Here is a 12748-nt window from a genome sequence, read left to right as displayed (position 1 = left end):
GTTTCAGACGGCATTATTTGCGCCGGCGCGCCGCCATGATTTCGCCGATTTCGGTCAGTTTTTCTTTTGGGATAAAGGTGTTGCCCATATCAAACAGCGGCTCTTCAATCGCCAAATGAACATCATATCCCGCCACAAAACGTTTGAACGCTTCCGCATCGGGAACATAAGCATTGTCTGCTTCGAGCTTGGCAAATTCGGCGGAAACAGCCGCCCAGTTGTCGTGCAGCCCGATATGTTGGCGCAAAAGCTCGTCCACACCTTCACGTGCTTGCGGCGCATATTGCAGCAGGAGAGGGAAAAAGTTTTCTTCTTCGTCTTCATGGTGCAGCGGCGCGGCAACATTAAAATACTGGGCGATTTGGCGGATGGTTTGCAAAACAATCTGATTACAGCCGTTTTCGGCGATATAGTCCGACAGCATGGCGACTTGTCCGCAGAAACGGCGCACTTTGCCGTGGCAGGCATACAGCATTTCAATCGGTTCGGCAAAGGTAACGCTTTTGGTTTCAAACGGATTCATGGTTTTTAGGTTTTATTCTTAAATTAACATTTCCAGATTATAACAAAACAGCCTGCGCAAGGCAGGCTGTCTGTTTTCAAGCTTTAGACGGATTAGTCAACCAAAGTAACTTTACCGTTCATCAAAGCACCGTGACCTGGGAAGGTACAAGCGAATTTATATTCGCCGCCGGCCAATTTAGCAGGATCCAGAGTCAGGGAAGCTTCTTCGCCGCCGCCAATCAGTTTGGTGTGGGCAACAACGCGTGCATCATCAGGTTTAACATAATCGGTATCGGCAGCACCTACGCCGTCTTTAAATACGCCGTCCATGTCTTCAGCTTTGGCAATCACGAGGTTGTGACCCATGCTGGCTTTGGGTTGCGTACCGGTATGTTTCAGAGTGATGGTGAACTCTTTACAAGCCTTGCTGACTTGGATGTCTTTGGTGTTGAACTGCATATTGTCGTTGGCTTCAACAGTAGTTGCACAGTTGCCGGCGGCAGGTGCGGCTGCGGTGTCAGCCGGTGCAGCCTCAGAGGCCGCAGGTGCTTCGGCAGCAGGAGCCTCAGAAGCTGCAGGAGCCTCGGCAGCAGGTGCGGCAGGTTCTTGAGAGCAGGCAGCCAAACCGATAACGGCAGCAGAAATCAGAGCCAGATAAGCTTTCATAACAAATCTCCAATTGATGAAATAATGTTCGGTTTTACGGAAATCAAAGTGCAAGCACCATTAACAAAACCTTGAAAAAGATTCCGCCGCGTTGCACAAACAGATGTTTCGGGGCGGCATTTTGCTACAAACTTCGTTTAAAATCAAAGCCCGCTTGCAAGTTTACAATCTTTTACCCAAAAAAGGGCAATTTTATCCCGAAGCTATTTCTTTAGTATTAGGGAAATCCTCCCCTTCCGCGCAAATATTAACGGATATTTACAACATCCCTACCTGCCGCCTTATTCCCCGTGTTTCCTGACCAGTTCCACCAATGCCTCCGCCAATTCGGGATGCCTGCCTTCCAAGTCTGCTGCCGCCGAGTTCAAACTTTCCAATGCGGCCGGACTCAAATGCAGGGTATTGGTTTTCGGCAGCCCTTCCCGCTTCGGCACAACCTTGACCGCAACGGAACGCACCGATTCATCCAAACCGGCCAGCTTCGGCAAGACCGACGGGGCAATCATCTTCAAGCGCGATGCCGCCATATTGTTTGCCGCCAAAAGAATCAGCCTGCCGTCTTCGATACATGCCGTCTGAAAGTGGGGATGCAGGTTGGCGGGCAGCAGCCCCTTTACCGCCGCATCCAACCGCCGCCACTGTCCCGCCTGTTTCAAAAGTCCGGAAAGCAGCGCGTCCCGCCTGCCCAACTGTTCCAAATTCATAAAACATACACCCAAAAAGATTGAAATACCGCAAACGCGCCTTTATTTCAGACGGCATTAGCACTTTGCACAAACGCTTGTGTTAAAATCGCGTTTTCGCCCCACTATTATATCAGGCGCAGGAATTATTCATGCTGACAAACATTGCCAAGAAAATCTTCGGCAGCCGCAACGACCGCTTGCTGAAACAATACCGTAAATCCGTTGCCAGAATCAACGCGCTCGAAGAACAGATGCAAGCCCTAAGCGATGCTGATCTGCAAGCCAAAACTGCCGAATTCAAACAACGCCTCGCCGACGGTCAGACTTTGGACGGCATTTTGCCCGAAGCCTTCGCCGTCTGCCGCGAAGCGTCTCGCCGCGTACTCGGTATGCGCCACTTCGACGTACAGCTTATCGGCGGTATGGTGCTGCACGACGGCAAAATCGCCGAAATGCGTACCGGCGAAGGCAAAACCCTGGTCGCCACCCTCGCCGTCTATCTCAACGCGCTGGCCGGCAAAGGCGTGCACGTCGTTACCGTCAACGACTACCTCGCCTCGCGCGACGCAGGCATTATGGAGCCGCTCTACAATTTCCTCGGCCTGACCGTCGGCGTGATTATTTCAGATATGCAGCCGTTCGACCGTCAAAACGCCTACGCTGCCGACATCACCTACGGTACGAACAACGAATTCGGCTTCGATTACCTGCGCGACAATATGGTAACCGACCAATACGACAAAGTGCAGCGCGAATTGAATTTTGCCGTTGTCGATGAAGTGGATTCCATCTTGATTGACGAAGCGCGCACTCCGCTGATTATCTCCGGTCAGGCAGACGACAACATCCAGTTGTACCAAATCATGAACACCGTCCCGCCCCACCTCGTCCGCCAAGAAACCGAAGAAGGCGAAGGCGACTACTGGGTAGATGAAAAGGCGCACCAGGTCATCCTGAGCGAAGCCGGCCACGAACACGCCGAGCAAATCCTGACCAAAATGGGATTGCTGGCAGAAAACGACTCGCTCTATTCCGCCGCCAACATCGCCCTGATGCACCACCTTATGGCGGCATTGCGCGCGCATTCCCTCTTCCACAAAGACCAACATTACGTCATCCAAGACGGCGAAATCGTCATCGTGGACGAATTTACAGGTCGTCTGATGTCCGGCCGCCGCTGGTCGGAGGGTCTGCATCAAGCCGTCGAAGCCAAAGAAGGCGTGGAAATCAAACGCGAAAACCAAACCCTCGCCTCCATCACCTTCCAAAACTATTTCCGCCTGTACACCAAGCTCTCCGGCATGACCGGCACAGCCGATACCGAAGCCTTCGAGTTCCAAAGCATCTACAACCTCGAAACCGTCATCATCCCGACCAACCGCCCCGTACAGCGCAAAGACTTCAACGACCAGATTTTCCGTTCCGCCGAAGAAAAATTCGAAGCCGTCGTCAAAGACATCGAGGAATGCCACAAACGCGGGCAGCCCGTTCTCGTCGGTACGACCAGCATCGAAAACTCCGAACTGGTCTCCCACCTTCTGCAAAAAGCCGGACTGCCGCACAACGTCCTCAACGCCAAAGAACACGAACGCGAGGCGCTGATTGTCGCCCAAGCCGGCAAAGTCGGCGCGATTACCGTTGCCACCAATATGGCGGGACGCGGTACGGACATCGTATTGGGCGGTAACCTGAAGCACCAAATCGAAGCCATCCGTGCCGACGAAACCTTGAGCGACGAAGAGAAACAGGCACAAATCGCCGCACTCGAAAACGGCTGGCAGGCAGAACACGACAAAGTGATGGAAGCAGGCGGTTTGCACATCATCGGCACAGAACGCCACGAAAGCCGCCGTATCGACAACCAGTTGCGCGGACGCTCCGGCCGTCAGGGCGACCCCGGCTCTAGCCGCTTCTACCTCTCGTTTGAGGACCCGCTGCTGCGCTTATTCGCGCTCGACCGTGCCGCCGCCATCCTCAACCGCCTTGCACCCGAACGCGGCGTCGCCATCGAACACAACCTGCTGACGCGCCAAATCGAAGGCGCGCAACGCAAAGTCGAAGGCAGAAACTTCGATATGCGCAAACAGGTTTTGGAATACGACGACGTTGCCAACGAACAGCGCAAAGTCATTTACAGCCAGCGCAACGAAATTCTGACCAGCAAAGACATCAGCGACCTGATGCAGGAAATCCGTTCTGATGTCGTCAGCAACCTCGTGGATACCTATATGCCGCCCGACAGCATGGAAGAACAATGGGACATCCCGACTTTAGAGAACCGCCTGGCTGCCGAATTCAGGCTTCAGGAAGACATCCAATCCTGGCTGAAGGCGGACAATGCGATTGACGGTCAAGACATCAAAGAACGCCTGATCGAACGCATCGAAAACGAATATGCCGCCAAAACCGAACTGGTCGGCAAGCAGGCAATGGCCGATTTCGAGCGCAACGTGATGTTGCAGGTCATCGACAACCAATGGCGCGAACATCTTGCCGCCATGGACTACCTGCGACAAGGCATACACCTGCGCAGCTATGCTCAAAAAAATCCGAAGCAGGAATATAAACGTGAAGCCTTTACCATGTTCCAAGACCTGTGGAACGGCATCAAATTCCATATCACCTCCCTGCTTACCTCGGTTCAAATCGAACAAAACCCTGTCGCGGCTGTTGAAGAGCAACCTGTCGGCAACATCCAGTCCATCCATTCCGAATCGCCCGATATGGAAGAACTTTTGGGTCAATCGCAAACCGATCTGGTTACCGAAGCCTTTAATCCCGATGGGACGGATTTCAGCCCCGAAGCCTTGGAAGCGCGGGGGCAAATCGTCCACCGCAACGACCCCTGCCCCTGCGGCAGCGGTTTGAAATACAAACAATGCCACGGCAAATTGGCTTAAGCGTTTGAACGCAAATGCCGTCTGAACATCCGGTTTCCGGTTTCAGACGGCATTTTGCCTGAATCGCCGTATCTGACCGACAATCCGAAAACTCCCGATTTGATACCATCCGAACTAAAAACAGGCATCCGCCCCGCCGAACTATGATTCCATCCGACTTCATTGACGAACTTCTAGCCAAAACCGATATTGTCGACATCATCGACGAACAGGTTCCGCTAAAAAAAGGCGGGGCGAACTATATGGCGTGTTGCCCGTTCCACAAGGAAAAAACACCGTCGTTTTCGGTCAGTCCGACCAAGCAGTTTTACCATTGTTTCAGTTGCGGGGCGCATGGTTCGGCGATTGGTTTTGTGATGGAACATCAGGGGCTGTCGTTTCCGGAGGCGGTACAGTTTCTTGCCGACCGCGTGGGCATGGTTGTGCCTAAAGTGCGTGGGCAGAACGATAATCCCGAAGTCCGTGCCGAGCGCAAGAAAAAACAGCAGACGCTGGAAGAAACGACGGCGGCGGCAGCGGATTTTTACGCGCAACAGCTAAAATTCAATCCGGCGGCGAAGGCTTATTTGGACAGGCGCGGCTTGAGCGCGGAAGTCATCGCGCATTATGGTTTGGGCTACGCGCCCGACGGCTGGCAGCCTTTGGCGCAAGTGTTCCAACCGTACCCGAATACCGCGTTGGTGGATACGGGTATGGTGATTGACAATGAGGGACGGCATTACGACCGCTTCCGCCATCGGATTATGTTCCCCATCCGCAATCTGCGCGGGCAGGTGATCGGTTTCGGCGGCAGGGTGCTGGACGACTCGAAGCCGAAATATTTAAATTCTCCCGATACGCCTTTGTTCGATAAGGGGAAAAACCTTTACGGACTGTATGAGGGGCGTGCCGCTGTCAAGGAAGCGGGGCGGATTCTGGTGGTCGAAGGCTATATGGACGTGGTCGCGCTGGCACAGTTCGGCGTGGGCTACGGTGTGGCGGCCTTGGGCACGGCAACAACAGCTGAACACGTCAAAATCCTAATGCGTCAGGCGGACAGTATTTATTTCTGTTTCGACGGCGACAGCGCGGGACGGAAAGCGGCTTGGCGCGCGCTGGAAAATGCGTTGCCGCAGTTGAAAGACGACAAATCGCTGCATTTTTTGTTCTTACCAGAAGAACACGACCCCGACAGCTACATCCGCGCCTACGGAAAAGCGCAATTTGAAGATGCGCTGTTGAATCAAAGCAAGCCGCTGTCGGAATATTTCTGGGAACATCTTTCAGACGACCTCAATCTCAATACGCAGGAAGGTAAGGCGGAATTGGTGAAAACCAGTTCGCCGCTTTTGGCGCAAATTACCGCGCCGGCATTGGCTTATCTGTTGAAACAAAGACTTAGCGAGCTGGTCGGCATCGATCCCGACAATCTCGCCCAACTGCTGGGGCAGGAAGCGCCGAAGCGGCACGTTAAACAAAAAAGCTACAAACTGCCTCCGATTTCCGTCAAACAGCCAGTCATGCTGACGCTGGTGCAACGGCAAATCCGCAGCCTCTTGATAAATCCGGATTGGGCTGCATATATAGACCTGCCCGATTATCTGGCGTTGGACGGTGATTTCGCCTGCCTTGCCAATCTTGCCGAATCGATTAAAAGCCATGCCGCCGTACCCGAAACCGCTCAGGTTTTAGAGTATATGCGCGGCTCGCCTTACGAAGAAACAATAAACCGAATCTTCCATTCAACGCACCAGTCGGAAGAAATGAACAGCAGCAGTGAAGAAGATTGCGAGAATTTCCAAATCGGCATGAAAAAACTGCTCAATGAGTTAAAATACAGCCAAATCGAAACATTAAAACAAAAAAGCCTGCAATCCGGCTTAAATGAAAGTGAGAAAAAACTTTTGCTGTCGCTGCTGACCGCAAAACAAAATTGACCGGCGGATTCCGCCACCCGTAAACCGTTATGCCGTCTGAAAAGCATTCGCACCGGCTGCAACAACGACACCTGCAGAACACCCATCCCAAAAAGCCTTCAGACGGCATCAGAGTACCCTCTCTGCCACGCCTTCAGGTGCGTCCAAACGCAAACCGTCGGCACCTTACCAACAGAAAGCAGACAATGTCCAAAAACCAAAATCACGAAGAATACCAAGACGATACCCGCCCCCTGACGATTGAGGAACAACGCGCGCGCCTGCGCCAACTCATCATTATGGGCAAAGAACGCGGCTACATCACCTACTCCGAAATCAACGACGCACTGCCCGACGATATGTCCGATGCCGACCAAATCGACAACATCGTCAGTATGATTTCCGGTTTGGGCATCCAAGTTACCGAACACGCCCCCGATGCGGAAGACATATTGTTAAGCGACAATGCCGCCGTTACCGACGATGATGCCGTCGAAGAAGCCGAGGCCGCCCTTTCCAGTGCAGATTCCGAGTTCGGCAGGACGACCGACCCCGTCCGCATGTATATGCGCGAAATGGGACAGGTCGACCTGCTGACCCGCGAAGACGAAATCATCATCGCCAAAAAAATCGAAAATGCCCTGAAAAATATGGTTCAGGCCATCTCCGCCTGCCCGGGATCCATTGCGGAAATCTTAGAACTCATCGAAAAAATCCGCAAAGACGAAATCCGCGTCGACGAAGTCGTAGAAGCCATTATCGACCCGAATGAAGTATTGCTCAACGAATTGGGCTTGGGACACTTGGAAACCACAGTGCCCGAGAAACCTTCCAACGACAATTCGGATGAAAACGAAGACGACGAAGAGTCGGAAGAAGATGCGGATGAAATCTCGGCAGCCAATCTCGCCGAATTGAAACAAAAAGTCATCGGCCACTTTGCCCAAATCGAAAAAGACTACAAAAAAATGATCGGCCGTTTGGAAAAACACCACAGCCGGCACAAAGACTATCTCGCCTACCGCGATGCCATCGCCAACAAACTTTTGGAAGTCCGCTTCGCCACCCGCCAAATCGACAGCCTCAGCAGCAGCCTGCGCGGAAAAGTAGAAAACATCCGCAAACTCGAACGCGAAATCCGCGATATCTGCCTTGACCGCGTCCATATGGAACGCGACTATTTCATCCAAAACTTCCTGCCCGAAATCACCAATCTGCAATGGATTGAAGAAGAAATCGCCAAAGGCAGGGTCTGGAGCGACGCACTCGACCGCTTCCGCCACGCCATTCTCGAAAAACAAACCGAGTTGGCAGATATGGAAAAAGAAACCCGCATTTCCATCGAAGAGTTGAAAGAAATCAACAAAAATATGGTGTCGAGCGAAAAAGAAACCGCAGCCGCCAAGCAGGAAATGATTCAGGCAAACTTGCGCCTCGTGATTTCCATTGCCAAAAAATACACCAACCGGGGTTTGCAGTTCCTTGATTTGATTCAAGAAGGCAACATCGGCTTGATGAAGGCGGTCGATAAATTCGAATACCGACGCGGCTACAAATTCTCCACCTATGCGACATGGTGGATCCGCCAGGCGATTACCCGCTCGATTGCCGATCAGGCACGCACCATCCGCATTCCGGTGCATATGATTGAAACCATCAACAAGATGAACCGCATCTCGCGCCAACACCTTCAAGAAACCGGCGAAGAACCCGATTCCGCCAAACTTGCCGAACTGATGCAGATGCCCGAAGACAAAATCCGTAAAATCATGAAAATCGCCAAAGAACCGATTTCCATGGAAACCCCCATCGGCGACGACGACGATTCGCACTTGGGCGACTTTATCGAGGATTCCAACAATATTGCGCCGGCTGATGCGGCAATGTACACCAGCCTGCACGAAGTAACCAAAGAAATACTCGAAAGCCTGACACCTCGTGAGGCAAAAGTCCTGCGTATGCGCTTCGGCATCGATATGAATACCGACCATACGCTGGAAGAAGTCGGCAGACAGTTTGACGTAACCCGCGAACGCATCCGCCAAATTGAGGCAAAAGCACTCCGCAAGTTGCGCCACCCGACCCGCAGCGACCGTTTGAGAAGCTTCTTAGACAGTGAAGACAGCAAGTTGTAAACCAAAAAAACCGCAGGTTCAAAATACCTGCGGTTTTTTCTTACACAATAAACAACGCTTCCACATACCCCACACTCCTATCCCGTTTTCCCAACAATTCCGGCTGGCAAATCTCCATCAGCGAGCAGGCTTTGCAGCGTTTGCCGTAGTTGGGCGGCGGGGTTTGGCCGCTGTTCAGGAGTTCGCGCACAGCGGCGATGGTAGCGAGTGTTTGGGCGCGCAGGTCGTCTGAAAACGTGATGGGAACGCGGTGGCGGGTTTGCATATACCACAGCGCTCCCTCAGAGACGGTTTGCCCTGTCATTTCTTCCAAGCACAAGCCTTGGGCGCAAAGCTGGATTTCATCCATCGGGTCGGGTTTGGGCTTGCCGCGTTTGTATTCCACGGGTTTCAGACGGCCTGTTTTCGTTTCCACTTCCACCAAATCCAATATGCCGCTGATGCCTAGTTTCTCCGCCGACACATGCACAGTCCGCTCAAAGCGCACGCCCTTGCGCGTTTCCGGCTCGCCCGAATCCACCCGCTCATGCAGTGCCTTGCCCTGCGCGGTCAAATAGTTCTCCGCCCACGCCTGTTCGTTGTGAATCAACGCGCATTGACGCGGGCAGAAGGCGTAGTGTTGCAAGGCGGAAAGGGGAATCAGGTGCGTGTCCTGATTTTCCCCTTGGGTTTCAGTTGAAAGTGCGGTCATTTTCAGCCTAATTTACGCAACAGCTTGGTTTCTTCAAGATTCTTATCGTCTACGCTGACAAGATAATCGTCAAAACTCCTTACTACTTCTACACCGTCCTTTTTGACTACCTGAATGCGTTTGAACAGACTATCAGCAGGCGCATCACCTAGATTATTGCTGTGTTCAAACACATAGAGCCCGCGTGCGTTCATTTGTCCGCGTGCGGCGGAATGGTCGTGGTCAAACATATTGACAAGTGCCTGCCAAAACAGCTCTAAATCGTTTTCGGAAAAGCCTGTTTGTTTGGCAAAATGGGCAGAAATGAAGCCATGGCAGCGGTATAGACCGTAGGGGACGGTGAATTTGCGACCCATTGTACGGTTGTCGCCGGTTCCACTGGCATCTTTTTCGTTGGTAACCGCCATGCGGGTAATGCTGTGTTCCAAGGTCATGACGGGATCAATAGAGCGAGAAAAAGTCAGTTGCACGGGACCGCGCACTTGTCCTGCATTTTTGCCGGTAGTCATCACTGCGCCAAATGTGCGGATGTCGTAATAACGGCTGCACATGTATTGGCGGGCAGCTTCGGTTTTCTCGCCTTTTTCTTTGCCTTTTACGTTTTCCTGCTCGTGGGCTTCGTCAATCAGGTTGTTCAAAATGCCTTTTTCGCGAATAAAGATGTCGTGATGTTCGTCATTTTGAGTCATTTGGATAAAGTTGCGGACTTTGCGTTTCAGGCAAACATCAGTTACCAAACCTTCGCCGGTTTGCGGGTCGATACGCGGCAGGTTACCTGCGTCAGGATCGCCGTTGGGATTGCCGTCTTGCACATCAAATAAAAAGACAAAGTCGTAGCGTTTTTCAATAGTCATAGCATTTGCTCCTTATGCGGTTTTCGCTTCGTTGAACAGGTTTTTCAATGCGTCTTTGGTAAACAGGAATTGGGTTTCGTGGTAGCAACCGATGGCGAATAGGCCTTGCTGTTCCAAATTCAAATGGTTAGGAAATCTCTGACAATGTTCCAAAATCTGGCGGATTTCCCATTGCAGTTGTACGGCACGTCCTTCAAATTCCAGTTTGTTCAAATGGTGCGGCAACAAGCGCATCAGTGTGCCGAATACGGCAATCGGTGTGCTGCTTGCCGAACCGAAATAGCGGTCGGCAATGGTGGCGTTCAAGCCGGGATTGGCCTCGGCTTGTATTTTTTCCAGCACGGCAAACAGCCGCCCCAGCACATAGCCGATGTCTTGACGGTTTCTATCTAGGCTCATAGTTAGCTCCTTCATGTTTTTCAGACGACCCGCACGGATTGCGCGATTGATATAGGCTTTAAGCAGACTTGCTCTGCCATAGGTAATTTTCTGTTCCGCCTTGTTGCGCCGCAAAGCAGCCTGCAACAGGCTGACGGGTAAAACACGGTTGTTGAGCGCGGCATCGGTTATTTGGGCAATCAGGTCAGATGGCAGGTTTTCCATTTTGCCGTCCAACACCAAATTACCCAGCAGGCGCGGTAGCGGCATATATTCGGGGTATGGCGAGTTTTCGCCGCGCACCATTTGCAAATCGTCATACCACGCCGCAATACTTTCTGATAAGGCGGCAACGGTGGTTTCATGCCAAAAGCGGACGACAATGCGCGCGGAATTGGGCGATAAACCTAAAAGGTAGAATTTTTCTTTGCCGTCAGGTTTTTGGTATTGACCGTTGTATAGGCTTTTATAAAGAGTTTTAACGGCATCGATATGCTCATCGGGCTTGTCTTTGCCGCCGCCGTTAATCATCGAAGCAAGACTTTCCTCCAACGGAGTCCGTTTCGCGCCCCAACATACGACCGTTACATCGCCGATACGAAATCGGTTTTCGCTAGCAAGCAAGGTGTTCAAGGCGGTGGTATATTCGAACATGGCTTGCTCGCCCACGGGAAAGATAAAGCCCTGCTCTTTGCCGTATGATTCAAAAGCCGACAGATTTACCGATGCAAACGGGGCGGGCTTGGCATTCACGCCTTTCACGGCGTTATGCAGCCGCGCAATTGGCGCAGCTTTGCCCGTTACCAGGCAAATGCCTTTTTGGACATTATCGGATTGCGTTTGATTTGCTTGACTCACATATTCCCGCACCGCCTTTGACTGGCAAACCAAATCTACCGCTTCATCCACCAGGCGGAAGCTGAGATTACAGCCTTTGACTTTGGCACACTCCGCCCAATTTGCAGCCTGCATGACTTTGCTTTTTTCTTCCGCAGAAGACAAAAAGGCAGCAACCGCAGTAACACCTGCATCATCGGGCAGCGCCTGTTTCAATTCATTTACTTTGGCGGTAAAGCTGGCATGCTGTTTGTCCGCCTGCTCCTGCCCTTTTTCTCCGGCATAAGCAAGTACATAACCGTAGTGATCCCACAATAAATTGCTTACTTCGTAGGATTTTGAACCGCTCCTGCCCAAACCTTTCGGTACTAAAAAAGTGCGGCCAACTTTCTTCTTAACTTTCAGCTCACGGGTATCTTCCAGCTGAATAAAATTACCCTGTTTGTCTATAACGATAATGAACGGTATTTCTTTGTTTTCAAACCCTTCCTGGGCAATACCGCCATCACTTTCGGCTTTGCGTTGATAGTATTGGGTGAGCGCGTGCAAAATCATCGTTTCACCTCCTCGCTGTCGGCAGGCGGCACGGTAATCACGCCGTTTACCGCTTTGCATTGGTAAAACATCGGCTCGGCGTTATTGGAATCACGCGGGTCGGATTTGCTGAAATCCATGTCATACAGCATAAAACCGAAATCTTGGGTAATGTCTTCGAGTGGCAATCCATCTTCGGCTTTTTCCAGCAACCTGAAATCACAAGGAAACTCACGACAGCCTAAATAAGGTTGGTGGAAATATTGTCCTTTCTTTGCCCGCCGCTTGAACATTTCGGCAAATTTAACATAGTTGTCGCTCTCGCCCGCTTCACTGGTCATGTCAAAATCGGCGTGAATGCGGTAGGCAACGTCTTTCAGCAGCATGGATGCGCGCTGCTGGCGGTTATCTTCAATATAGAGCGAGCCGCTACGCTCACTCATCTTAGTTCCCACTTCGTTGCGGCGGATATTCGTCCACTGAATCGGTTTTAGGATTTCTATCTTCAAGACCTTCCAGCGAATCGCCGGCTTCCACAATATCGCCATTAGGATGTTTCTGGCAGCAGACGGTGTGATAACGGGGTAGCTTACCCTCTCCACCTTAAGCTCGGGCCTGGTGAAACATGCCAAATCGCCGCTGATTTCTAGGATAAAACTCATATCATC

At 51.8% G+C, this 12748-nt stretch carries 10 protein-coding genes; 3 read left to right on the top strand and 7 right to left on the bottom strand.

Annotation, left to right across the window (positions count from 1 at the left end; all coding sequences use genetic code 11):
* Window positions 1-13: 13 nt before the first annotated feature.
* The 3 genes from RDY34_RS00200 to RDY34_RS00190 form a co-directional block, all read right to left on the bottom strand.
* Window positions 14-523 carry a hemerythrin domain-containing protein gene (locus tag RDY34_RS00200; protein WP_101121782.1) on the bottom strand — a complete coding sequence of 170 codons (510 nt, stop codon included), beginning with the start codon at window positions 521-523 and terminating at the stop codon, window positions 14-16.
* Between the two features lie 92 nt (window positions 524-615).
* Window positions 616-1170, bottom strand: a complete 555-nt coding sequence (gene azu, locus RDY34_RS00195; RefSeq protein WP_250314201.1) for an azurin — start codon at window positions 1168-1170, stop codon at window positions 616-618.
* Between the two features lie 281 nt (window positions 1171-1451).
* Window positions 1452-1874, bottom strand: coding sequence for a DciA family protein (locus RDY34_RS00190; protein WP_308074164.1), 423 nt, complete (start codon window positions 1872-1874; stop codon window positions 1452-1454).
* A gap of 131 nt (window positions 1875-2005) precedes the next feature.
* Here RDY34_RS00190 and secA point away from each other — a divergent pair, with 131 nt between their 5' ends.
* The 3 genes from secA to rpoD all read left to right on the top strand — a co-directional run bounded on the left by secA (window position 2006) and on the right by rpoD (window position 8786).
* On the top strand, window positions 2006-4756 hold the full coding sequence (secA, locus tag RDY34_RS00185) for a preprotein translocase subunit SecA (RefSeq protein ID WP_118997283.1): 2751 nt from the start codon (window positions 2006-2008) through the stop codon (window positions 4754-4756).
* A 143-nt stretch (window positions 4757-4899) separates the two neighbouring features.
* Window positions 4900-6672, top strand: coding sequence for a DNA primase (dnaG, locus tag RDY34_RS00180; protein ID WP_308075224.1), 1773 nt, complete (start codon window positions 4900-4902; stop codon window positions 6670-6672).
* A gap of 185 nt (window positions 6673-6857) precedes the next feature.
* Complete coding sequence (rpoD, locus tag RDY34_RS00175) at window positions 6858-8786, top strand: RNA polymerase sigma factor RpoD (RefSeq protein WP_308075225.1); 1929 nt, start codon at window positions 6858-6860, stop codon at window positions 8784-8786.
* A 40-nt stretch (window positions 8787-8826) separates the two neighbouring features.
* On the opposite strand, the gene cas4 is transcribed toward rpoD, so the two are convergent.
* Genes cas4 through cas5c form a run of 4 tightly spaced genes read right to left on the bottom strand, consistent with a single transcriptional unit; the run spans window position 8827 to window position 12742 of the window.
* Complete coding sequence (gene cas4, locus RDY34_RS00170) at window positions 8827-9477, bottom strand: CRISPR-associated protein Cas4 (protein WP_308075226.1); 651 nt, start codon at window positions 9475-9477, stop codon at window positions 8827-8829.
* Between the two features lie 2 nt (window positions 9478-9479).
* Window positions 9480-10331, bottom strand: coding sequence for a type I-C CRISPR-associated protein Cas7/Csd2 (gene cas7c, locus RDY34_RS00165; RefSeq protein WP_114935546.1), 852 nt, complete (start codon window positions 10329-10331; stop codon window positions 9480-9482).
* Window positions 10332-10343: 12 nt separating this feature from the next.
* Window positions 10344-12101, bottom strand: coding sequence for a type I-C CRISPR-associated protein Cas8c/Csd1 (cas8c, locus tag RDY34_RS00160; protein WP_118787163.1), 1758 nt, complete (start codon window positions 12099-12101; stop codon window positions 10344-10346).
* Complete coding sequence (gene cas5c, locus RDY34_RS00155; protein ID WP_308075227.1) at window positions 12098-12742, bottom strand: type I-C CRISPR-associated protein Cas5c; 645 nt, start codon at window positions 12740-12742, stop codon at window positions 12098-12100. Before cas5c ends, cas8c begins: the two co-directional genes overlap by 4 nt.
* Window positions 12743-12748: the final 6 nt, after the last annotated feature.

This window comes from Neisseria polysaccharea (assembly GCF_963392925.1).
Classification (GTDB): Bacteria; Pseudomonadota; Gammaproteobacteria; order Burkholderiales; family Neisseriaceae; genus Neisseria; species Neisseria polysaccharea.
Note: the sequence above shows the minus strand (reverse complement) of the source record. Positions and strands in the feature narration are given on the sequence as shown.